This window comes from Micromonospora sp. NBC_01392 (assembly GCF_045040125.1).
In the GTDB taxonomy this organism is placed as follows: domain Bacteria; phylum Actinomycetota; class Actinomycetes; order Mycobacteriales; family Micromonosporaceae; genus Micromonospora.
On record NZ_CP109549.1, the window covers coordinates 6,257,364 to 6,278,384 of the forward strand.

Annotated in this window: 23 protein-coding genes and 2 tRNA genes; 11 read left to right on the forward strand and 14 right to left on the reverse strand. The window is 74.2% G+C overall.

Features of this window, described 5'->3' with window-relative positions; translation table 11 throughout:
• Positions 1 to 32 precede the first annotated feature (32 nt).
• The 5 genes from rsrA to OG767_RS27200 form a co-directional block, all read right to left on the reverse strand.
• Positions 33 to 320: a mycothiol system anti-sigma-R factor gene (gene rsrA / locus OG767_RS27180; protein WP_107161067.1), complete on the reverse strand. Its 288-nt coding sequence runs from the start codon at positions 318 to 320 to the stop codon at positions 33 to 35.
• Positions 321 to 322: 2 nt separating this feature from the next.
• A complete protein-coding gene (locus OG767_RS27185; protein WP_405091070.1) occupies positions 323 to 1,129 on the reverse strand; it encodes a sigma-70 family RNA polymerase sigma factor in 807 nt (268 codons plus the stop codon).
• Positions 1,130 to 1,459: 330 nt separating this feature from the next.
• Positions 1,460 to 2,074 carry an alpha/beta family hydrolase gene (locus OG767_RS27190; protein ID WP_405091071.1) on the reverse strand — a complete coding sequence of 205 codons (615 nt, stop codon included), beginning with the start codon at positions 2,072 to 2,074 and terminating at the stop codon, positions 1,460 to 1,462.
• A gap of 179 nt (positions 2,075 to 2,253) precedes the next feature.
• Positions 2,254 to 2,646 carry a WhiB family transcriptional regulator gene (locus tag OG767_RS27195; protein WP_107161005.1) on the reverse strand — a complete coding sequence of 131 codons (393 nt, stop codon included), beginning with the start codon at positions 2,644 to 2,646 and terminating at the stop codon, positions 2,254 to 2,256.
• Positions 2,647 to 2,857: 211 nt separating this feature from the next.
• A complete protein-coding gene (locus OG767_RS27200) occupies positions 2,858 to 3,565 on the reverse strand; it encodes an SOS response-associated peptidase (RefSeq protein ID WP_405091072.1) in 708 nt (235 codons plus the stop codon).
• Between the two features lie 103 nt (positions 3,566 to 3,668).
• On the opposite strand from OG767_RS27200, the gene aroA reads away from it, so the two are divergent.
• The 4 genes from aroA (at position 3,669) to OG767_RS27220 (ending at position 7,955) form a co-directional block, all read left to right on the forward strand.
• Positions 3,669 to 4,970: a 3-phosphoshikimate 1-carboxyvinyltransferase gene (gene aroA / locus OG767_RS27205; protein WP_405091073.1), complete on the forward strand. Its 1,302-nt coding sequence runs from the start codon at positions 3,669 to 3,671 to the stop codon at positions 4,968 to 4,970.
• 204 nt (positions 4,971 to 5,174) lie between these two features.
• A complete protein-coding gene (rsgA, locus tag OG767_RS27210; RefSeq protein ID WP_405094325.1) occupies positions 5,175 to 6,062 on the forward strand; it encodes a ribosome small subunit-dependent GTPase A in 888 nt (295 codons plus the stop codon).
• 60 nt (positions 6,063 to 6,122) lie between these two features.
• The gene (hisN, locus tag OG767_RS27215) at positions 6,123 to 6,941 is read left to right on the forward strand and encodes a histidinol-phosphatase (protein ID WP_405091074.1); all 819 of its coding nucleotides are present in this window, start codon (positions 6,123 to 6,125) and stop codon (positions 6,939 to 6,941) included.
• A 60-nt stretch (positions 6,942 to 7,001) separates the two neighbouring features.
• Complete coding sequence (locus OG767_RS27220) at positions 7,002 to 7,955, forward strand: hypothetical protein (protein WP_405094326.1); 954 nt, start codon at positions 7,002 to 7,004, stop codon at positions 7,953 to 7,955.
• On the opposite strand, the gene OG767_RS27225 is transcribed toward OG767_RS27220, so the two are convergent.
• The gene (locus OG767_RS27225) at positions 7,856 to 9,106 is read right to left on the reverse strand and encodes a glycosyltransferase (protein WP_107161016.1); all 1,251 of its coding nucleotides are present in this window, start codon (positions 9,104 to 9,106) and stop codon (positions 7,856 to 7,858) included. The genes OG767_RS27220 and OG767_RS27225 overlap by 100 nt on opposite strands.
• Before the next feature lie 192 nt (positions 9,107 to 9,298).
• Here OG767_RS27225 and OG767_RS27230 point away from each other — a divergent pair, with 192 nt between their 5' ends.
• The 3 genes from OG767_RS27230 (at position 9,299) to OG767_RS27240 (ending at position 11,681) form a co-directional block, all read left to right on the forward strand.
• Positions 9,299 to 10,300 (forward strand): SDR family oxidoreductase, encoded by a 1,002-nt coding sequence (locus tag OG767_RS27230; RefSeq protein WP_405091075.1) that lies wholly within the window; start codon positions 9,299 to 9,301, stop codon positions 10,298 to 10,300.
• Positions 10,297 to 11,028 (forward strand): ATP-binding protein, encoded by a 732-nt coding sequence (locus tag OG767_RS27235; RefSeq protein WP_405091076.1) that lies wholly within the window; start codon positions 10,297 to 10,299, stop codon positions 11,026 to 11,028. The genes OG767_RS27230 and OG767_RS27235 overlap by 4 nt, the downstream gene beginning before the upstream one ends.
• Before the next feature lie 80 nt (positions 11,029 to 11,108).
• Entirely contained in the window at positions 11,109 to 11,681 is a 573-nt protein-coding gene (locus tag OG767_RS27240) for a DUF5709 domain-containing protein (protein WP_281937787.1), read from the forward strand.
• Position 11,682: 1 nt separating this feature from the next.
• Here OG767_RS27240 and OG767_RS27245 read toward each other — a convergent pair whose 3' ends face one another.
• Positions 11,683 to 12,330, reverse strand: coding sequence for a response regulator transcription factor (locus OG767_RS27245; RefSeq protein WP_107161025.1), 648 nt, complete (start codon positions 12,328 to 12,330; stop codon positions 11,683 to 11,685).
• Entirely contained in the window at positions 12,327 to 13,451 is a 1,125-nt protein-coding gene (macS, locus tag OG767_RS27250) for a MacS family sensor histidine kinase (RefSeq protein ID WP_405091077.1), read from the reverse strand. Before macS ends, OG767_RS27245 begins: the two co-directional genes overlap by 4 nt.
• A gap of 115 nt (positions 13,452 to 13,566) precedes the next feature.
• Here macS and OG767_RS27255 point away from each other — a divergent pair, with 115 nt between their 5' ends.
• Entirely contained in the window at positions 13,567 to 14,034 is a 468-nt protein-coding gene (locus OG767_RS27255; protein WP_405091078.1) for an ATP-binding protein, read from the forward strand.
• A 63-nt stretch (positions 14,035 to 14,097) separates the two neighbouring features.
• Here the strand turns inward: OG767_RS27255 and OG767_RS27260 are convergent, their stop codons facing one another.
• Positions 14,098 to 15,036: a ribose-phosphate diphosphokinase gene (locus tag OG767_RS27260; RefSeq protein WP_405091079.1), complete on the reverse strand. Its 939-nt coding sequence runs from the start codon at positions 15,034 to 15,036 to the stop codon at positions 14,098 to 14,100.
• 65 nt (positions 15,037 to 15,101) lie between these two features.
• Between OG767_RS27260 and glpK the strand changes: the two genes are divergently transcribed.
• Positions 15,102 to 16,586, forward strand: coding sequence for a glycerol kinase GlpK (gene glpK, locus OG767_RS27265; protein WP_405091080.1), 1,485 nt, complete (start codon positions 15,102 to 15,104; stop codon positions 16,584 to 16,586).
• A complete protein-coding gene (locus OG767_RS27270) occupies positions 16,587 to 17,096 on the forward strand; it encodes a GNAT family N-acetyltransferase (RefSeq protein WP_405091081.1) in 510 nt (169 codons plus the stop codon).
• 106 nt (positions 17,097 to 17,202) lie between these two features.
• Here OG767_RS27270 and OG767_RS27275 read toward each other — a convergent pair whose 3' ends face one another.
• Complete coding sequence (locus tag OG767_RS27275) at positions 17,203 to 17,940, reverse strand: VOC family protein (protein ID WP_405091082.1); 738 nt, start codon at positions 17,938 to 17,940, stop codon at positions 17,203 to 17,205.
• A 23-nt stretch (positions 17,941 to 17,963) separates the two neighbouring features.
• Positions 17,964 to 18,797, reverse strand: coding sequence for a phosphoribosylaminoimidazolesuccinocarboxamide synthase (locus OG767_RS27280; protein WP_405091083.1), 834 nt, complete (start codon positions 18,795 to 18,797; stop codon positions 17,964 to 17,966).
• Positions 18,798 to 18,917: 120 nt separating this feature from the next.
• Here OG767_RS27280 and OG767_RS27285 point away from each other — a divergent pair, with 120 nt between their 5' ends.
• Positions 18,918 to 20,255, forward strand: a complete 1,338-nt coding sequence (locus OG767_RS27285) for an ABC transporter substrate-binding protein (RefSeq protein ID WP_405091084.1) — start codon at positions 18,918 to 18,920, stop codon at positions 20,253 to 20,255.
• 61 nt (positions 20,256 to 20,316) lie between these two features.
• Here OG767_RS27285 and OG767_RS27290 read toward each other — a convergent pair whose 3' ends face one another.
• The 3 genes from OG767_RS27290 to OG767_RS27300 form a co-directional block, all read right to left on the reverse strand.
• Positions 20,317 to 20,568, reverse strand: a complete 252-nt coding sequence (locus tag OG767_RS27290) for a hypothetical protein (protein WP_107161041.1) — start codon at positions 20,566 to 20,568, stop codon at positions 20,317 to 20,319.
• A gap of 105 nt (positions 20,569 to 20,673) precedes the next feature.
• Positions 20,674 to 20,747, reverse strand: a tRNA-Met gene (locus OG767_RS27295).
• Between the two features lie 164 nt (positions 20,748 to 20,911).
• A tRNA-Met gene (locus OG767_RS27300) sits at positions 20,912 to 20,985 on the reverse strand.
• Between the last annotated feature and the right edge of the window lie 36 nt (positions 20,986 to 21,021).

A 21,021-nucleotide genomic window follows, 5' to 3' on the forward strand; every position in this document is an offset into this window, starting at 1 on the left:
CCGGGCCACCGGCGTGTGGTCGGTCGTGCTCGTCAGTCGGCCAGCTCGCGGGACTCCGTGGTCTCGAAGACCACCAGCTCGGTCAGCCGCAGCCGCAGCCGCTCGCGCAGCTTCTCCGGCGCGGCCTCGTTGCCGCAGCAGCGGGCGACAAGCGCCTTGACCTCCTGCTCGATGCCGTACTCGCGCAGGCACGGCCCGCACTCCTCGAGGTGGTGCCGGATCAGCGTCCGGCGCTCCTCGGCGCACTCCAGGTCAAGGTAGAGGTAGACCTCGGCGAGCACCTCGTGGCAGTCCGTCTCGTGCGGTTGTCCACAGCTCACGGTCACACCTCCCGGCTGGCGGCAGCGGTCGAACCCTTCGACGGCGACGCACTGAATCCGCGCTCCGCCGCGTATCGCTCGAGCAGCTTCCGCAAATTGCGTCGGCCACGGTGCAGGCGGGACATCACGGTGCCGATCGGCGTGCCCATGATGTCGGCGACCTCCTTGTAGGAGAAGCCCTCGACGTCGGTCAGGTAGACCGCCAGGCGGAACTCCTCCGGCAACTGCTGGAGGGCCTCCTTGACGTCGCTGTCCGGCAGCCGGTCGAGCGCCTCGGTCTCGGCCGAGCGCAGACCGCTGGACGTGTGCGACTCCGCCTCGGCGAGCTGCCAGTCCGTGATCTCGTCGGTCGGCGCCTGCACGGGCTGGCGCTGCCGCTTCCGGTAGGAGTTGATGTAGGTGTTGGTCAGGATCCGGTACAACCAGGCCTTCAGGTTCGTGCCCTGCTCGAACTGGTGGAAGGCGGCGTACGCCTTCAGGTACGTCTCCTGGACCAGGTCCTCGGCATCCGCCGGGTTGCGGGTCATCCGCAGCCCGGCAGCGTAGAGCTGGTCGACGAAGGGCATCGCGTCCCGCTCGAAGCGGGCCCTCCGCTCGTCCGTCTTCTCGGTGGTCAACCGCACATCCCCTCGCGTCGGATGCTTTCCCGCCGAGGATACGCGTACCCGCCTGGCGGCAGATTCACTTCCCGAGGGTGTGCCGGTGCTCACGGCCGACACCGACGCGGGCCACTCCGGCGCGTCGAGCAGCCGCCTGAGCTGCCGTTCGTCCCGTTCGTCCCGCTTCCGGCTCCGTGTCTCGATCGGCACCGGTCTCCCCCCTCACGCTGGCGATGTCTTCCAAAGGGCTCAACGCGACCCACCGCCCCCGACATTCCGCCGCCGCCCCAACGCTCCGGCGATCATGGAGTTGACCTGGCGATTCGTCCGTTGCGCGCACGCCAACTCCATGATCGACGCGACGGGACAGGGGGCGGGACAGGGATGCGGGTCGCCGTTCCTGGTCCCAGCTTCGGCCGCGACCGGGAGCTGGGACCAGGAAGGGCCTGGGAGGTGGCCCCGGGGCCACCCGAGTCGGGCGGCCGGCGCCACCCGGTGCAACGATCACCGCCGAGCCGGGTCACGCGCCACGGCCGGCGCTCAGGACAGCCAACCCCGGGCGGTGAGCCAGTCCCGGACCACGGCAGCCGTGCCGGCCGGGTCGATCCGCAGGTCGTGCCGCTCCCCCGGCCGGATCACCACCTCGACCCCGGGCCCCGGACCGGGTACGCCGAACGGATCCCGGTCGCCGTTGACCACAAGCGTCGGCAGGCCGGTGCCCAGCTCGGCGGCCCGCGACCGGTCCGGCCGGCCGGGCGGGTGCAACGGGAACGCCAACGCCACCACGCCCACCGCTCCGACGGCGCGGGCGGTCCGGCAGGCCACCCGGGCGCCGCTGGACCGACCACCCACCGCCCAGCGGTCGGCTTCCGGCAGTCGCCGGCGCAGCTCGGTCAGCACGGCGGTCCAGGCCTCGTCGAGGTGCCCGGCCGGCGCCGGCGCGCGCCGGCCGGCGACCCGGTACGGCTGGGTGACCAGGACCACGCCCGCTCCGGCGGCACGGACCGCGTCGCGGACCGCCACCAGATCGGGCGCGTCGACGTCGCCGCCGGCGCCGTGCCCCAGCACCAGCACGGTGCCGCCGGCCGCGACCGGCGGGTCGAGCCGGATCCGGGCCGGCCCTCGGGGCGTGTCGATCTCGTCGTCGTGCGGCACCGGCCCATTCTGCGCACACCGGTCCGGCCGGCGAGAGCCGGACGGGCGAGAGGGGCGAGAGGGGCGTGAGGGGCGAGACGGGCGCGCGCGCTCGCACCAGCTTCAGGCGCTCGCGCCGGGCGCCGCACACGTGCCGTCGCCCGCGCTCCGGAGGACCGGACCGCGGGCGACGGTCGGCATCAGCTCAACGGCACCAGCGTGAGCAGGCGGTCCCGGACCGGCGGCCCGGGTTCGTCGGCCGCGTCCGGATCCGGCTGCACCTCGCTGCGCCAGGCGACCAGCATGGCTCGTCGCTCACGCGGCGTGGTGCCGCCCCAGACGCCGTGGCAGTCGCCCACCTCCAACGCCCAGGCCAGGCAGGAGCCCTGGACGTCGCAGGTGCGGCAGAGCGCGACTGCCGCATCGGCTGGTTCGTTCGGCGCCGGAAAGAACGTCTCCGGATCGACGCTCTGGCAGGTGCCCCTGGTGCGCCACGCCTCGTCCTGTCGTCGCTCGCGCAAGGCCCGCAGCAGTCGCGGGTCACGCCGCGCGGCGGCCACCTCGTGCGGGCGGGGCATGCGTGCCCGTGTCAATACACCCACCTCCCCCGTGGGACCGGCGAAGATCTTTCAGAGATCGATGGTTGCCATTCGCCCCGTGCGAACAGACACCCATCACCGGCGCTGTGTTCTATCGCATTCGTACACGCGGGGACAAGGGTCTTCGGTAAACATGACTAAACGGCCGGGCGACGTTTCAGGCGCAACCCCGGCAAATCAGCACTCGACAATGTGCTTGACGCGGTCAGAACAGCGTCGGCTCGGCGCCCGCCTCCGCACCCTCCGGAACGACCCGGGCGATCAGCTCGGGACCGTCGTTGCGGACGTTGCCGACCGCCGGGGAGACCGGACGGATCTCCAACCCGGCGAGCTGCCCGGCGTCGGGCGGGACGAGCAACGCGGCCGGCTCGTCGGTCGGGCCGAGCCAGGCCGCCCAGCGCTCCCGGGGCAGCAGCAGCGGCATCCGGTCGTGCACCTCGGCCAGCTCACCGAGCGCCGCGGTGGTCAGCACGCTGAACGTGAGCCGGGTCGCACCGGCCGACTCCCACACCGACCAGATGCCGGCGAGGGCCAGCACCGAGCCGTCCCGCGGGGTCATGAAATAGGGCTGCCGGCCGCCGTCGGGACGGCGGACCCACTCGTACCACCCGTCGGCCGGCACCAGGCAGCGGCGGCGGGCGAAGGACGGCGCGTACGCCCGGCTGGTGGCGATCGTCTCGGCCCGCGCGTTGATCATGCGGGCGGCGCCGGACGCGCTGCGGGACCAGGACGGGAGCAGACCCCACCGGCCCAGCGAGAGCAGCCGGTGCCCCTCCGGCGCGAGCCGGACCAGCGGCGCGGAATCGGTCGGGGCGACGTTGTAGTCGGGCCCGACCTCGCCGGTCGAGTCGACGGACTCGAACAGCGCGCTCAGGTCGCCCGCGCTCCGGGTCGTCGCGTACCTCCCGCACATGGCGCCCACGCTAGCCCCACCCGGCCGTTCCGGCTGTCCCGCCCAACGGGAGCAGGCCCGCGGGCCGATCCCCACCGGGCCGCCGGCTTGGCAGAATGTGAGCGTGGGGAATCTGACCGCTACGCGTCCGCCGCAGCCGTGGACCGCGCCGACCGCGAGTGACCCGGTCGCCGCGACGCTGCGCCTGCCCGGCTCCAAGTCGATGACCGCCCGGGCGTTGGTGCTCGCGGCGCTGGCCAGCGGGCCGTCGACGCTCGACCGGCCGCTGCGCGCCCGGGACACCGAACTGATGGCCGGCGGCCTGCGCGCGCTGGGCGCCCACATGTCGGTCTCCGACGACGACCGCTGGCTGGTCCGGCCGCACCAGCCGGTCGGTCCGGCGCACGTCGACGTCGGCCTGGCCGGCACCGTGATGCGCTTCCTGCCCCCGGTGGCCGGGCTGGCCGCCGGGCGGGTCACGTTCGACGGCGACCCGCACGCCCGCACCCGCCCGCTCGGGCCGCTGATCGGCGCGCTGCGCGCGCTCGGCGTCCGCGTCGACACCCCGCCGACCGGCAGCCTGCCGCTCGTCGTCCTGGGCGCCGGCCGGGTGACCGGTGGCGAGGTGGTCATCGACGCCTCCGCGTCCAGTCAGCTGGTCTCCGGGCTGCTGCTGGCCGCGCCCCGCTTCGACCGGGGCGTGGTGGTCCGGCACCAGGGCCCGCCGGTGCCGTCCGCGCCACACGTGCGGATGACCGTGCAGATGCTGCGTGCCGCCGGGGCCGCCGTGGACGACACCACCCCCGACGTCTGGGTGGTCGAGCCGGGCCCGCTCACCGGGCGCGGCTGGGAGATCGAGCCGGACCTCTCCGGCGCCGCGCCGTTCTTCGCCGCCGCGCTGGTCACCGGCGGCGAGGTCACCCTCCAGGGCTGGCCGCGCAGCAGCCTCCAACCGGTCGAGCGGCTGCGCGCGCTGCTGCAGCGGATGGGCGCCGAGGTGACGCTGGGCACCGGCGGGCTGACCGTGCGGGGCACCGGCGAGGTGCGCGGGCTGGACGCCGACCTCTCCGACGTCGGCGAGCTGACCCCGGTGCTGACCGCGCTCACCCTGCTGGCCGACAGCCCGTCCCGACTGACCGGGATCAGCCACATCCGGGGCCACGAGACCGACCGGGTCACCGCCCTGGCGACGGAGTTCACCGCACTCGGCGCCGACATCACCGAGACCCGCGACGGGCTGGAGATCCGGCCCCGCCCGCTGCGTGGCGGGACCTTCCGGACGTACGCCGACCACCGGATGGCGCACGCCGCGGCGGTGGCCGGGCTGGCCGTCCCCGGCATCGAGGTCGACGACGTGACGTGCACCTCGAAGACCATGCCGGAGTTCCCGGCACTATGGTCGGGGATGGTGACCGGCAAGAACTGACAGTGGGGGGACGCCCTGGCGACCAAGCGGCGGGAGTACGACGAGGACGACGTGCGGGTGCGCCCCGGCCGGTCGTCCCGCCCGCGCACCCGCACCCGGCCCCGGCACGCCGACGCGGTCGACGGGTTCGTGATCGCGGTCGACCGGGGGCGCTACACCTGCGTCCGGCCGGACGCCGGCCCGGACGACCCGGTCGTCACCGCCATGCGCGCCCGCGAGCTGGGCCGCAAGTCGGTGGTGGTGGGCGACCGGGTGTGGCTGGTCGGTGACGTCACCGGCGCGCCCGGCGCGCTGGCCCGCATCGTGCGCATCGCCGAACGCACCTCGGTGCTGCGGCGTACCGCCGACGACGACGAGTCCACCGCCGAGGGGCGGCTGGAGCGGGTGGTGGTGGCGAACGCCGACCAGCTCGTGATCGTCAGCGCGCTGGCCGACCCGCCGCCGCGCACCGGGTTCATCGACCGCTGCCTGGTCGCCGCGTACGACGCCGGCATCGAGCCGTTGCTCTGCCTCACCAAGGCCGACCTGGCCGGCCCGGAGGCGGTGCTCGGCTACTACACCGAGCTGGAGCTGCCGTACGTGCTGATCCGCCCGGGCGCCGACCTGGCCGACCTGCGCGCGCTGCTGGCCGGCCGGGTCTCGGTGCTGGTGGGGCACTCCGGGGTGGGCAAGTCGACGCTGGTCAACCGCCTGGTCCCGGCGGCGGAACGGGCGGTCGGCACGGTCAGCGCGATCGGCCGGGGCCGGCACACCTCGACCAGCGCGGTGGCGCTGCGCCTGCCCGCGGGCCCCGACACGGGCCCGGGCTGGATCGTCGACACCCCCGGCGTCCGCAGCTTCGGGCTGGCACACGTGTCCGCGGAGAGCCTGCTGCACGGCTTCGCCGACCTGGTCGAGGCGACCGTGGACTGCCCGGCCAACTGCCCGCACGGCGCCGACGAGGCGGACTGCGCGCTGGACGCCTGGGTGGCCGCCGGCAAGGCGGACCCGCGCCGGCTCGCGTCGTACCGGCGGCTGCTGGCCTCGCGGCTCGGCGAGGGCGACGTGCGGGAGCCCGAGCGCAACCCGGGTGATCCCCTCGCCGGGTCCTGACCGGCGGGCCGGCGGCCACCCGCCGGCACCGGCCGCGCGCGCCGCACTACCGTGTCGACCATGACCGGGTACGCCGACGACCTCGCCCTCGCCCACCTGCTCGCGGACGCCGCGGACGCCGTCTCGGCGGCCCGGTTCCGCGCGCTCGACCTGCGGGTGGAGTCGAAGCCGGACCTGACCCCGGTCTCCGACGCGGACACCGCCGTGGAGCGGGAGATCCGGGCCCTGCTGGCCGCCCACCGACCCGCCGACGGCCTGCTCGGCGAGGAGTACGGCGAGCAGCCCGCCGCCGGCCCGGGCGGGCGGCGTTGGGTGGTCGACCCGATCGACGGGACGAAGAACTTCGTCCGGGGGGTGCCGGTCTGGGCCACGCTCATCGCGCTGCTGGAGCACGACCGGCCGGTGCTCGGTCTGGTCTCCGCGCCGGCGCTGGGCCGGCGGTGGTGGGGCGCGCTCGGCGCCGGCGCGTTCGCCGGTACCGGCCCGGCGGAGGCCACCCCGATCCGGGTCTCCGGCGTCACGGCGCTGGCCGACGCGAGCGTCTGCTACTCGTCGCTGACCGGTTGGGAACAGGCCGGGCGGCTGGACGCGATGCTGCAACTCATGCGCGACACCTGGCGTAGCCGGGCGTACGGCGACTTCTACGGCTACATGCTGTTGGCCGAGGGGGCACTGGACGTGATGGTGGAGCCGGAGCTGTCGCTGTGGGACGTCGCCGCGTTGGTGCCGATCGTCACCGAGGCCGGCGGCCGGTTCACCGACCTGGCCGGGCGCCCCGCGCCGGCCGGCGCGGACTCGGCCGACATCAGCGCCGTGGCCAGCAACGGCCCGCTGCACGACGACATCCTGGACCGGCTCGGCCGGCCAGCCGAGCGCTGACCGGGCCTGAGCCTCTATCCTCGCCAGGTGGTCTCCTCCGGTTGGTGCTTCCTCGCGGCGATGATCGTCGCGTACGGCTTCGCCAACCTGCTCCAGTCGGTGGCCGCCGCGCGGACCACCGTGCACCACACCTTCGACCCGGGGCTGCTGCTGCGGCTGGCCAGCCACCGGACGTACCTGATCGGGTTGGCCTGCCAGATCATCGGCTTCGTGCTGGCCTTCCTGGCCCGCCGGGACCTGCCGCTGTTCCTGGTCCAGGCCAGTGTGGCGGCCGGGCTGGGGGTGACCGCGGTGCTCGGCGTGCTGGTGCTCAAGTGGCGGCTGCCGGCCGCCGAGGTCGGGCTGCTGGTGCTGCTGTTCGGCGGGATCACCGCGCTGGTGCTGTCGGCCGAGCCGGCGCCGTCCCGGCAGCTCGGCACCGCCGGGCTGGTCGGCCTGGTGGCGGCGCTCGGCGCGATCGCCGCGTCCGGTTTCTTCGCCGCCCGGCTGCACGGCGCGCCCGGTTCGGTGGTGCTCGGGTCACTGGCCGGGATGGCGTTCTCCGCCGCCGCGGTGGCGGCCCGCCCGCTGGCTTCCGCCGAGTCGACCGAGGCGTTCGTCCGTGATCCGCTGCTCTACCTGCTGATCGCCCACTCGCTGGTCGGGCAGCTCCTGCTCGGTCTGGCCATGCAGCGCGGTTCGACCACCGCGGCGGTGGCCGCGATGGACGCGGCCGGCGCGGTGCCCGCGGCGATCATCGGGGTGCTGCTGCTCGGCGACAAGATCTGGCCCGGCCGGGAGTGGCTGGCCGGGCTCGGCTTCCTGGTCACGTTGGCGGCCGTGGTCGGCCTGACCCGGTACGCCCAGCCGCAGCACCACCACCCGGCCGTCCGGGACCGGGGTCCGGCGATGATCGGTGTCGGGGTGGTGCCGGCTCAGGCCGCCTCGACCGGCCCGCGTTCGGCGACCACCTCGACCGGCGGCGTCGGCTCCACCGGGGTGGCCGGCCGGCGACGCCCGATCACCCGTTCGTAGAGCCGCTCCAGCGCCGCCGCCGTCCGCTCCCAGGTGTAGCTGCACCGCACCCGGTCCACCGCGGCGTGCCCGTACGCGAACCGCCCGGCGTTGTCGGTGAGCACCCGACGCAGGGTGACCCCGAGCGTGCGGATGTCGCCCGGCGGCACCAGCTTGCCGGTCACCTCGTCGACCACCGCGTCGGCGATGCCGCCCATGGCGTAGCCGACCACCGGCACGCCGCAGGCCATCGCCTCCAGCGACACCCGCCCGGCGGACGAGTAGTGCGGCGTGCAGGCCACCACGTCCGCGGAGCGGTACCAGGTGGCCATCTGGTCGTGCGGGACGGCGCCGACCAGGTGGATCCGCTCCGCCACGCCGGCCCGCTCGGCCAGTTGGCGCAGCCGGCGCGCCTCCGCGTGCCCGGCCAGCCGCTCGGCCGGCGGCCCACCGGCGATCACCAGCTCCGCGTCGCCGACCAGCCGCATCGCCCGGATCAGGTCGTCCTGGCCGTGGCCCGGGGTGAGCCCGCCGACGGAGAGGATCCGGGGCCGCTGGTCCCGGGGCGCGGCCTCACCGTCCGGGTGGAAGTACCCGGTGTCCACGCCGGTCGGCACCATCGCCACCGAGGTGCGTTGCAGGCCCATCCGGGTCAGCTCGTCGACCTCGTCGTTGCACTGGGCGACCGCCACGTCCACGGCCCGGGTCAGGGCCCGTTCCAGCGGGATCCGCTGGCCCGGCCCGGCGTAGCCCCGGCCGAGGTGGCGGAGCTGCTCGACGCCGAGCGAGTGGAAGGTCTGCACGACCGGGATGTCGGTCGCGCGGACCGCGTGGGCGGCGGCCAGGCCACCCACCCAGTAGTGCCCGTGCACCACCTCGGGCGTCCAGTCGCCGGACCACTCGCCGGCCAGCCAGCGGCCGAACTCGGCCACGTACGGCACCAACTCGACGGTGGGCAGCGGATCGGGCGGGCCGACCGGGACGCGTTCCAGGCGGTAGCCGTCCAGCTCGGCCAGGGCCGGTTGGGCGGCGGCGTCGCGGCGTTCGTACACGCGGACCTCGTGGCCTCGGGCGGCGAGTTCCGCCGCCACGCGCGCAATGTGCTCCTGAGTCCCGACGGTGGGACCGTCGGTGGACGAGCCGGCGTGCGCACAGACAAGGCCGACGCGCATGGTGCACCTCCATGCGTTCTAGCTGGCGGGATCTCCCGTTCAGAGCGTCCCATTAACCCGGGCCCGGTGCCCGCAAACCTGGCAGATCGGCACCGCGAGCCGGCGTCGCGTGGACGGGACACCGGTTCCGACCGAACCTGATCAGCGCGTTCCGGTCGGCATGACCGGCCGGCTGCGGGGTACCGCTCGGGAATGCCGCTGACCCGCAGTCTCGCCGAAGCCACCGTCGTCCTCACCGGTGCCTCCAGCGGGATCGGCGCGGCCACCGCCTACGCGCTGGCCGGGCGGGGCGCCGCCGTGGTGCTGGCGGCCCGCTCCGAGGACGCGTTGCGGCGCGTCGCCGCGCACTGCCGGGAGCTGGGCGGGCGGGCGCTCGTGGTGCCCACCGACGTGACGGACGCGGAGGCGGTGGAACGGCTGGCCGCCCGCGCGGTGGCCGAGTTCGGCCGGATCGACGCCTGGATCAACAACGCGGCCGTCGGCACGGTGGGGCTGTTCGACGAGATCCCGGTGGCCGAGTTCCGCCGGGTGGTCGACGTGAACCTGCTCGGCACCGTGCACGGCACGCGCGCCGCGCTGCCCCACCTCGCCGCGGCCGGCGGCGGGGTGCTGGTGAACAACGCGTCGGTGCTGGCCGAGGTGGCCATGCCGTACCAGTCCGCGTACAACGCCACCAAGCACGCGATCCGGGGGCTGACCGACACGGTGCGGCAGGAGCTGCGGGTGACCGGACGCGGGCACATCTCGCTCTGCACGGTGCTGCCGGCCACCATCGACACGCCGTTCTTCCGGCACGCGGCCAACCACACCGGGCGGGAGCTGACGCCGCCGCCGCCGGTCTACCCGCCGGAGCTGGTGGCCGAGACCGTGGTCCGGTTGCTGCGGCGGCCACGACGCGAGGCGTACGCGGGCGGCGCGGCGCGGTTGATGGGCCTCCAGTGGCGGCTCGCCCCGGCGTTGGCCGAGCGCGCGCTCGGCTGGTACACCGCGCGCACCCAGTTCGGCCCCGGCGTACGCCGGGACGCCGACGGCAACGTCTTCACGCCCGACGCGACGGGGGCCCGGACCGACGGCTGGTCCGGCCGGCGCGGCCAACTGCTGCGGCTGACGGCAGCCTTCGGGCTGGCCGCCGCCGGCACCGCGGTCGGCACCGTCGCGGCGATCAGTCGCCGGTCCCGGACGGAACGATCATGAGTCCCGTCGACCGGACCGATGCGCGTACGGCGACCGGCGTGCACAATGGGACGATCATGCCGACGGACGCGCGTTGCCTGGTGGAGCCCGACGAGTCCTCCGCGACGGTCAGGCTGACCGGCGTGCTCGACCGGGCCGGCGTGGAGGCCGTGCGCGGCGCGCTGCTCGCCCGGTGCTGGCAGCGACCGGGCCGGGTGCGCGTCGACCTGTCCGGGGTCCGCATGCCCGACCCGGGGGTCCGCGACGTGCTCGACGGGGTCCGCGCCGAGGTCGCCGACTGGCCGGCCGCCGAGCTGCTGCTCGATCCGGCCGGGCCGCCGAGCCCCGAGCCCCCCGAGCTGCTCGACGCCGATCTGCCGCCGGTGGCGGAGTCCGCCCGCCAGGCCCGGGCGCTGGTCACCGACGGGTGTGGCCGGTGGGGCCTGCCGGAGCTGGCGGAGCCCGCCTGCATCGCGGTCACCGAGATGGTCAACAACGTGGTCGCGCACGCCGCGACGCCGATGACGCTCCGGCTGGCCCCGCGCGGCGGCGCGCTGCACGTGGCCGTCCGCGACCACTCCGCCGGGCGTCCCGCGTTCGCCGGGTCGGCCCCGGTCGACTCCGTCGGCGGCCGGGGGCTGCTGCTCATCGACACGGTGGCCCGCCGTTGGGGCAGCACCGCGCTGCCCGACGGCAAGGTGGTGTGGTGCGTGCTGTACGCCGAGGACGAGGCCGCCTTCCGCAACTGAGGCACGGTTTCGCCCTGTTGCTCCCGATCCACCCGCCTGGTCGCGGTTAATACGGCAAGGGCAGTGGGTAGTTCACCCGCATGCGCGACGACGAGTACCCCACCCCCGTTTCCGATCCCGAGGCGGAGGGCCTGCCCGACACCGCCGACGACGACTCGACCGCCAACGACGACGTGCTGACCGGGCGCGAGGCGGACGGCCCGGAGCCGGCCCAGATCCCCGGCGACCGCACGCCGGTCGCCGTGGACCGGTTCGGCACCACGGCCGAGGAGCAGCTCGACGGCGAGTCGCTGGACTACAAGCTCGACCGCGAGCAGTACGAGCGTCCCGCCGACGACCCGCTCGCCGGCCCGGTCGACCCGGCCATCGCGGCCGAGGCGGACAGCGAGGAGGCCGCCGCGCAGGCCCAGCTCGACGCGGACGTGATCGACCCGGGCCCGGTCTCCGACCCGCACTCCCCGGTCTCGGTCTACGACCACGGCCAGCTCGGCACCGTGGCCGACCACGAGGTGGGCCGGCTGGTCGAGCCGGACGAGGGCGCGCACACCGACCAGGAGACCGACAACGTCGCCTACGACGCCGGCGCGGCCGGCGGCGGGGCGAGCGCGGAGGAGTTGGCGGTGCACGAGACGCAGCCGCCGCCCGCGCACTGAGTCACTCGTCCAGGCCCCGCTCGATGGCGTACCGGGTCAGCTCGACCCGGTTGTGCAGTTGGAGCTTGCCGAGGGTGTTCTGCACGTGGTTCTGCACGGTCCGGTGGGACAGCCGGAGCCGCTCGGCGATCTGCTTGTAGGACAACCCCTTGGCGACCAGCCGCAGCACCTCGGTCTCCCGATCGGTGAGCCGGGGTGCGTCGTCGTGCGGGGCCGGCGGCGCGGCGGCCAGCCGGCGGTACTCGCCCAGCACCAGCCCGGCCAGACCCGGCGTGAACACCGGCTCGCCGGCCGCGGTGCGGCGCACCGCGTCGAGGAACTCGGCCGGGGCGGCGGACTTGACCAGGTAGCCGGTCGCGCCGGCCTTGACCGCGTCCAGCACGCTCTGCGGCTCGCCGCTTGCCGACAGCATGAGCACCCGCACCTCGGGCAGCGCGGCGCGCAGCCCCCGGACCACCTCCACCCCGGAGACGTCCGGCAGTTGCAGGTCGAGCACGACCAGGTCGGGACGGGCCGCCGCGGCCACCCGGACCGCCTGCCGCCCCTCGCCGCTGGTCGCCACCACGTCCAGGCCGGCCTCGGTGAGATCGCGGGCCACCCCTTCGCGCCACATCGGATGGTCGTCCACCACCATCACCCGGATGCTCATCGGCGACGGCTCCTCGGCACGGTCAGCTCGATCTCGGTCCCGGCGCCCGGGGCGGAGACGATCCGCACCTCGCCGCCCAGGTCCGCCACCCGGCCCCGGATGGACTGGGCCACCCCGAGCCGGCCCTGCGCGGCGGCCTCCGCCAGCCGCCCTTCCGGGATCCCCGGCCCCTCGTCGCGTACCGAGACGGTCACCGTCTCCTCCTCGTCCTCGATCAGCACCCAGGCCCGCCCGCCGGCGTGCCGCGTCACGTTGTCCAACGCCGCCCCGACGGCCGCGGCCAGTTCCCCGGCCGCCTGGGCCGGCAGCGGCACCGGCGTCGCCGGCGCGGCCACCTGGACCTCGGTCGAGGCGTACCGGTCGAGCAGGTCACGCAGGTCACGGTCGGCGCCGGCCTGCTCCGGCACCGCGTCCACCCGGCCGATCAGCGCCCGCAGCGCGGCCTCCTGCTCGCCGGCCAGCCGGGCCAGCTCGGCCGCCTCACCGTCCAGGTCGGCGCCGCGTCGCCGCACCAGCGCCAGCACCTGGAGCACCGAGTCGTGGATGTCGCGGGCCAGCCGTTCCCGCTCGCGGGTGGCCGCCTCCAGCTCCACCGCCCGCTGCAACCGGGCCTCCGCCTGGACCGCCAGCCGGGCCACGTGCCCGACCACCACGCCGGCCAGCAGCAGCAGGATCGCCCCGGTGAACGCGGACGGGTTGATCGGGTCCCGGGTGGCCAGGTCCGCGCCGCCGAGCACCAGCGCGGCCACCGTGCCCCGCCGCCGCCCGCCGGCGACCGCCCAGGCCAGCACCGGCCCGGCCAGCCAGGCGGAGGTCAGGACCGGCACGCCGGCGGCGAGCGCCGGCCGGCCGACCACCCACGGCGTGGCCAGGATGATCCCCAGCACCACGCCGAGGTCGGCCAGGAGCAGCGGCCAGCGCCGCCCGGCCGGACGCCGGTAGCCGGCCGCGGTCACGCCGCTCCAGGCCAGCATGCCCAGCAGGACACCGCCGGCGGCCACCGGGTGCGCGTACTGGCTGCCGTCGCGCAGCACCAGCACGCCGACGTACGCCAGCGAGGCGAAGCGGAACACCGCGATGGACCGCCAGAGCGGGCCGACCAGGCCGGGGGACGACGGCATGGCCGTCACCCTGCCACAGCCGGTCACGCGCGGACCGGTGGGTGCGGGCCGAGAAACCCTGACGTACGGTGGAAAAGCCGCGAAAGTTGTCGAGGAGCACTGCCGGGACGGGGTCATGACAAACGCAGAACTCCCCGCACCGCGTACGGTTGTGCCCATCGAACCTTCCCTTCTGATCGCCGAAGCCTTCGACCAGGCTCAGGTGACCGAGCTGCGGCACTCGGTCACCTCCTGCGCGCACGCCGCCGGGCTCGCCGGCCAGCGGCTGGACGACTTCGTGCTGGCGGTCAACGAGCTGATCACCAACGCGGTCCGGCACGGCGGCGGGCGGGGCCGGCTACGGCTGTGGCGTCGCGGCGGCGACCTGGTCTGCGAGGTCGCCGACCACGGCCACGGGATCAGTGAACGACGGTTGCACGACCGCGACCGGCCGGCCCCGGAGACCGCCGGCGGCTGGGGCCTCTGGCTGGCCCGGGAGCTGAGCGACACCATGGAGGTCGAGACCGGCGACGCCGGCACGGTCGTCCGGATCACCGCCGCGTTGACCACCCGGCAGCCCGTCACCCGCCCGCTGGACGGCTGACCGGCCGGCTGATCTTCCCGGCCCGCCGCAGCGGTGGTGGACGACCGTCCGGCCGTCGCGCGGTCAGCCGAAGAGCGCGCTCACCGACTCGCCGTTGTGGATCCGCCGCATCGCCTCGGCCAGCGCCGGCGCCACCGAGAGCACCTCCAGCTTCGGCACCCGCTTCTCGGCCGGGATCGGCACCGTGTTGGTGCAGACGATCTCCAGCACGCCGTCCTGCGCGCTCAGCCGCTCCAACGCGCCACTGGAGAAGAGCCCGTGCGTGCAGGCCAGGCGGATCGAGCGGACCTGCCGCTCGCGCAGGTGCGAGATCAGCTCGATCACGGTGCTGCCCTTGGCGATCTCGTCGTCCAGCACGATCACGTCCCGGTCCGCCACGTCCCCGATGATGGTGCTGATCTGCACGCGGTCGTCGCTGAACCGCTGCTTCGCGCCGGCCGCCACCGGGGTGCCCAGCATCCGGGCGAACGCCGCCGCCTCCTTGGCGTTGCCCAGGTCCGGCGAGACCACCACCGTGTTGCTCAGGTCGTAACCCTTGAAGTGGGCGGCCAGCTCGCGCAGCGCGTGCAGGTGATCCACCGGGACGCTGAAGAAGCCGTGCACCTGCGGCGAGTGCAGCGTCAGTGCCAGCACCCGGTGCGCGCCGGCCGAGGTGAGCAGGTCGGCGACCAGCCGCCCGCCGATGGAGATGCGCGGCGCGTCCTTCTTGTCCGACCGGGCGTACGCGTAGTGCGGCAGCACCACGGTGATCCGGCCGGCCGACGCGCCGCGCGCCGCGTCGATCATGAGCAGCAGCTCGACCAGGTGCTCCTGCACCGGCGGCACCAGCGGCTGGATGAGGAAGACGTCCCGCTCCCGGCAGTTCGCCTGCAACTGCACCTCAAGGCAGTCGTTGGCGAACCGGGACACCCGCACCGGGTGCAGCGGAACGGCGAGGTGGGCGCAGATCTCGGCGGCGAGGTCCGGGTGGGCGGTCCCGCTGAACACGGCAATGTCACGCACGTCTGCTGATCGTACGGGTCGATCGGAGGCAGACGGTGGACGCTCCCGGCGGGTACGGTGCCTGCGTGACCGGAGAGTTCGTCGCCGCCATCGACCAGGGCACCACCTCCTCGCGGTGCATCGTCTTCGACGCCGACGGCGAGATCGTCGCCGTGGCCCAGCGCGAACACCGGCAGATCTTCCCGCGGCCGGGCTGGGTCGAGCACGACGCGGAGGAGATCTGGACGAACGTGGAGCACGTGGTCCGGGAGGCGCTGGCGGGCGCCGACCTCGGTCCCGAGCACCTGGCCGCGGTGGGCATCACCAACCAGCGGGAGACCACTGTGGTCTGGGACCGGGCCACCGGCCGGCCGGTGGCCAACGCCATCGTCTGGCAGGACACCCGCACCGGCCCGCTGCTGCGCGAGCTGGCCGAGGCGTACGACGAGGACCGACTGCGCGCCCGCACCGGCCTGACGCTGGCCACGTACTTCGCCGGCCCGAAGCTGCGGTGGCTGCTCGACCACGTCGACGGGCTGCGCGAGCGCGCCGAACGCGGCGAGGTGCTGTTCGGCACCATGGACAGTTGGCTCATCTGGAAGCTGACCGGGCGGCACGTCACCGACGTGACGAACGCCAGCCGCACCCTGCTGATGGACCTGGAAACGCTCGACTGGGCCCCGGAGCTGCTCGACGCGCTCCGCGTCCCGGCCGCGATGCTGCCCGAGATCCGCTGCTCGGCCGAGGTCTACGGCACCGCCGAGGGGGTGCTCGCCGGGGTGCCGGTGGCCAGCGCGCTCGGCGACCAGCAGGCCGCGTTGTTCGGGCAGACCTGTTTCCGCCCCGGCGAGGCCAAGTGCACCTACGGCACCGGCAGTTTCCTGCTGCTCAACACCGGCGCCAGCCCGGTGCCGTCGCGGCACGGCCTGCTCACCACGGTGGCCTACCGGATCGAGGGCCAGCCGGCCGCGTACGCGTTGGAGGGCGCCATCGCGGTCACCGGCTCGCTGGTGCAGTGGCTGCGCGACAACCTCGGCCTGATCTCCACCGCGCCCGAGGTCGAGGAGCTGGCCCGCACCGTCGACGACAACGGCGGCTGTTACGTGGTGCCGGCCTTCTCCGGCCTGTTCGCGCCGCACTGGCGCAGTGACGCGCGGGGCGTGATCGCGGGCCTGACCGGCTACATCACCAAGGGGCACCTGGCCCGGGCGGTGCTGGAGGCGTCCGCCTTCCAGACCCGCGAGGTGGTGGACGCCATGAACGCCGACTCCGACGTGGCGCTGCGCCGGCTGCGGGTGGACGGCGGGATGACCGGCAACGAGCTGCTGATGCAGTTCCTCGCCGACGTGCTCGACGTGCCGGTGGTGCGCTCCCGGATCACGGAGACCACCTGCCTCGGCGCCGCGTACGCGGCCGGTCTGGCGGTCGGCTTCTGGCCCGACCTGGACACGCTGCGGGACAAGTGGCGCTCCGACGCCCAGTGGGAGCCCGCCATGGACCCGGCCCACCGCCGCCACGAGCTGCGCCAGTGGCACAAGGCCGTCCAACGCACCCTGGACTGGGAAGACTAGGTGTCCGGCCCGGAGCGGTCGGAGACCCGGCTGACGGTTCGGCCGGCGAGCGTGGCGGATGTCGCGTCCCTGGTGGAGTTGCGCCTGGCGAACGCTCGGGCGCATCGTGCTCTCGACGCCGGCGCCTACCGCGTTCCCCCGCGTGACGCCGTGGTGCGCCACTTCGCGGCCGTGCTGGCCGACGCGGCCGGACGGGACGCCGTCCTCGTCGCCGAGACCCACGACCGCCGGGTGGTCGGAATGGTCGAGGTGCTGCGGTGCGCCGATCCGCCGGACCACCAGATCCTGCGTCCGGAACCTTCGGCGCAGATCCACACCGTCGTGCTGCCCGACGCCAGAGGGCTCGGGGTGGGAACGGCGTTGGTGGCGGCGGCCGAACGGTGGGCACGCAGCCGGGGGATCACGTACCTGTCGGCCGGCATCCACCACCGCAACGCCGATGCGGTGCGCTTCTACCGCCAACACGGCTACACCGACGCCGGCCTCTCCCTCGGCAGGACCGTGCCCTAGCCCCTCTCCCCCGCGATCTTGCACTTACTGCCCCGACTTTCCGGCCATTCCGGACAGGCCACGGGCCGAAAGTGCAAGATCGCGGGTGCGGCGGGGGCGGGTGGGGTCAGGCCGGGGTGAGGAGGCAGAACTCGTTGCCCTCGGGGTCGGTCAGGACCGTCCACGGGATGTCGGCGCGGCCGAGGTCGACGCGGGTCGCGCCGAGCGTCTCCAGGCGGGCCGCCTCGGCCGCCAGGTCGGCGCCCGGGTAGGGGCGGACGTCGAGGTGCACCCGGTTCCACCCGGTCTTCGGGTCGGGGTTGCGGACGAACTCCAGGTAGGGGCCGACGCCTGCGGCCGAACGCAGTGAGGCGTGCCGGTCGGTCACCTCGTGCACGGTCCAGTCCGTCGCCTCGCCCCAGAAGCGGGCCATCTCCCGCGGGTCGGCGCAGTCGACCACCACCGCCGCGATCGGCCCGGTGTCCCGGTAGATCGGGCGCGGCTCCAGCACGCAGAACTCGTTGCCCTCCGGGTCGGCCAGGACCGTGAACGGGACGTCACCCTGGCCGATGTCGACAGGCGTCGCGCCCAGCTCCGTCAGGCGCGCGACCAGCTCCGCCTGATGCTCCGGCGACGTGGTGGCCAGGTCGACGTGCACCCGGTTCTTCACGGTCTTGGGCTCGGACGAGACGACGAGGTCGACGCAGACGGCGGACGGGTCGGGATAGCCGAAGCCCTCGGGTTCGAGGTTGGTCACGCCCGGCCCCTCGCTGGCGAGCCCCCAGCCGAGCGCCTTCGCCCAGAACGCGCCCAGCGCGGCGTCGTCCCGGGCCTTCATGGTGATCTGCACGAGCCTCGTCGACATGCCGACGAGACTAGACCGCGCGGTCAGTCCCAGCGGTTGCCGGTCAGCTTCTCGTACGCCTCGACGTAACGGGCGCGGGTCGCCTCCACCACATCCGCCGGCACCTCCGGCGCCGGCGGGCGCTTGTCCCAGCCGCTCTCGACGGCCCAGTCCCGCACGTACTGCTTGTCGAAGGAGAACTGGACCCGACCCGGCTGGTAGGACTCGGCCGGCCAGAACCGGGACGAGTCGGAGGTGAGCAGCTCGTCGCCGAGCATCAGCGTGCCGTCCGGCGTCCAGCCCAGCTCCAGCTTGGTGTCGGCGATCAGGATGCCCCGGTCGGCGGCGATCTCCGCACCACGTCGGTAGACGTCGATGGTGATCTCCCGCAGCCGTTCCGCGGTCTCCGGTCCCACCTTGTCGACCACCTGGTCGTAGGTGATCGGCTCGTCGTGCTCGCCCTTGGGCGCCTTCGTCGACGGGGTGAAGATCGGCTCGGGCAGGATCGACGCCTCCACCAGCCCCCGGGGCAGCGGCACGCCGGAGACCGCGCCGGTGCGCTCGTACTCGGCGAGGCCGCCACCGGTCAGGTAACCCCGGGCCACGCACTCGACCGGCACCATCTCCAGCCGCCGGCACCGGATCGCCCGGCCGGCGAACTCCGCCGGCACCTCGGTGGCGGAGACGACATGGTTCGGCACCAGGTCCGACAACTGCTCGAACCACCACAGCGAGAGCGCGGTGAGCAGGCGGCCCTTGTCCGGGATCGGGGTCGGCAGCACCACGTCGTAGATGGAGACGCGGTCGGAGGCGACCAGGATCAGGTCCGCGCCGTCGGCGTAGACGTCCCGGACCTTGCCCGAGTGCAGAAGTTCCACGGCGCTAAGTACACCATGGCGCAGTGCGTCGACAGGCGCGCCCACCGGCCGTCCCGCCCCACGTTGACACCCCCGGCCGGGGCCGGTGGAATGATCCGTCCACCCACCTTCGGAGAGACCGTGCGCGCTCAGTGGTCCGTACCCCGTCCCGGCCTCGACCGGCGGCGGTTCCTCGGCGCGCTCGCCGGGCTGCCGCTGCTCGCCGGCGGGCTGAGCGGCGGGCTGGCCGGTTGCAGCCCGGCGGAGGACGAGGCGGTGGCCGACGACGGCCCGATCGAGCTGTCGGTGTTCTGGTGGGGCGGCAACCGCCGGGCCCAGGTCACCGAGGAGGCGTTACGCCTCTACACGCAGCAGAATCCCCGGGTCAGCTTCCGGATCACCTGGCAGGGACTGAACGGCTACTACGACCGGCTCGCCACCCAGGCCACCGGCGGCAACGTGCCGGACCTGTTCCAGATCGACGACACGCTGCTCACCGAGTACGACCGCCGCGACATCCTGCTCGACCTCACCCGCCACACCACCGACGATCGACTCGACCTGCGCGGCCTGCCGGAGCAGTTGGCCCGGTACGGCCAGGTCGACGAGCGCACCGTGGCGGTGCCCGCCGCGCAGACCAACGCGGCGCTGGTGTTCAACCGGGACCTGCTGCGCCGGCTGGACGAGCCCGAGCCGCGCACCGGCATGTCCTGGCAGGAGTACGCCCGCTGGGCCGCCCGCGTCACCCGGGCCTCCGGCAACCGGGTCGCCGGCACCATGGATCCCTCCGGCGACTACCGGGCGCTCTGGCTCTGGCTGCGCGGGCAGGGCAGCGAGCTGTACCAGGGCCGGCAGCTCGGCTTCAGCTCGGCCGAACTGCTCGACTGGTTCGAGTTCTGGGAGGTCGCCCGCTTCGACCGGGCCACCCCGAGCGCCGCCCTGGTCGAGCAGGCGGACAGCGGCGAGCTGGCCCGGCAGCTCGTGGTCACCGGCCACGCCGCGGCGTCCTTCGCCTGGTCGCACCAGTTTCCGGAGCTGCAACGGCTGACCGAGGACGAGTTGGGCGCGGTCGCCTTTCCCGGCACGCCGGCCGCGCAGTGGCCCCGCGCGTCGATGTACTGGGCCGGCTTCCGCGGGACCCGCCACCCGGGCGTGGTGGTGGACGTGCTCAACTTCCTGACCACGAACGTGGCGGCCGGCCGGGTCCTCGGCTTCGAACGCGGCCTCAGCCCCGGCACGCAGGTCCGCGCGTACGTCGCCGCCGACCTGACCGACCGGGCCGAGAAGCGGGTGGCCGCCCTGGGCGTGGAGCTGGACGGGCTGGCCGGCCCGGCGCCCGCGCCGCCGCCGAAGGGGCACGCCACGGTGCGGACCCTGCTGATCGACGCGGCGGAGAGCATCCGGGGCAAGCGGGCCGGGGCCCGCACCGCGACCTCACGCTTCATGGCCCGGGCGAACGCCGCCCTCGCCGGAGGGTAAGGCGGGGCCCCCGCTTAACGCATTCGGTAGAGGAGGGGCCCCCGCTTAACACCGAGCGGCGTCAGCGCGGCGGACGGTTCCGCCGGTTCCGCATCAACATCAGCACCAGCAGCACGATCCCGCCGACCACCACCAGGCAGCAGAGCAGGCCGAGGATGCCGAAGCCGCCGCCTCGGGAACGCCGTCGTGCGGCCTCCACCACGACCTCACCGGTCCCGGTCGACGCCCAGGCCGCGACCGGTACGAAGACCGAGAGCACGACCGTGCCGATGACCGCGCTCAGGCGGCCCCACCATCTGTTCCATCCAGCCATGCCCCCATCCTCGCTGAGGTGTGCAACCGGGGCACGCCGGACGGGACGGAAAGATCCGGATACGGCGAAGGCCCCGGAGCGAACTCCGGGGCCTTCACGATCTCGTAGCGGGGACAGGATTTGAACCTGCGACCTCTGGGTTATGAGCCCAGCGAGCTACCGAGCTGCTCCACCCCGCGTCGGTATGTGTACAGCCTATCGCATCCGGATCGTGGAGATCAGCCGGGTCCCCGATCCCGCCGGAGCCCGCGCCGGACCACCGAACCCGGGCGCCGGCACCGGCACCGGCACCGGGGAAACGGCGAAGGGCCCCGGAGCGAACTCCGGGGCCCTTCGTTGCGAGTAGCGGGGACAGGATTTGAACCTGCGACCTCTGGGTTATGAGCCCAGCGAGCTACCGAGCTGCTCCACCCCGCGTCGGCTCGTTAACCCTAGCGCACCGCCCCGACGAGG

Coding starts and splice junctions, on each gene's coding strand:
- OG767_RS27200 (WP_405091072.1), bottom strand. CDS start 3,565: ATGTGCGGGAGGTACGCGACGACCCGGAGCGCGGGCGACCTGAGCGCG.
- rsgA (WP_405094325.1), top strand. CDS start 5,175: ATGCGCGCCCGCGAGCTGGGCCGCAAGTCGGTGGTGGTGGGCGACCGG.
- hisN (WP_405091074.1), top strand. CDS start 6,123: ATGACCGGGTACGCCGACGACCTCGCCCTCGCCCACCTGCTCGCGGAC.
- OG767_RS27220 (WP_405094326.1), top strand. CDS start 7,002: ATGATCGTCGCGTACGGCTTCGCCAACCTGCTCCAGTCGGTGGCCGCC.
- OG767_RS27225 (WP_107161016.1), bottom strand. CDS start 9,106: ATGCGCGTCGGCCTTGTCTGTGCGCACGCCGGCTCGTCCACCGACGGT.
- OG767_RS27230 (WP_405091075.1), top strand. CDS start 9,299: ATGCCGCTGACCCGCAGTCTCGCCGAAGCCACCGTCGTCCTCACCGGT.
- OG767_RS27235 (WP_405091076.1), top strand. CDS start 10,297: ATGAGTCCCGTCGACCGGACCGATGCGCGTACGGCGACCGGCGTGCAC.
- OG767_RS27240 (WP_281937787.1), top strand. CDS start 11,109: ATGCGCGACGACGAGTACCCCACCCCCGTTTCCGATCCCGAGGCGGAG.
- OG767_RS27245 (WP_107161025.1), bottom strand. CDS start 12,330: ATGAGCATCCGGGTGATGGTGGTGGACGACCATCCGATGTGGCGCGAA.
- macS (WP_405091077.1), bottom strand. CDS start 13,451: ATGCCGTCGTCCCCCGGCCTGGTCGGCCCGCTCTGGCGGTCCATCGCG.
- OG767_RS27255 (WP_405091078.1), top strand. CDS start 13,567: ATGACAAACGCAGAACTCCCCGCACCGCGTACGGTTGTGCCCATCGAA.
- OG767_RS27275 (WP_405091082.1), bottom strand. CDS start 17,940: ATGTCGACGAGGCTCGTGCAGATCACCATGAAGGCCCGGGACGACGCC.
- OG767_RS27290 (WP_107161041.1), bottom strand. CDS start 20,568: ATGGCTGGATGGAACAGATGGTGGGGCCGCCTGAGCGCGGTCATCGGC.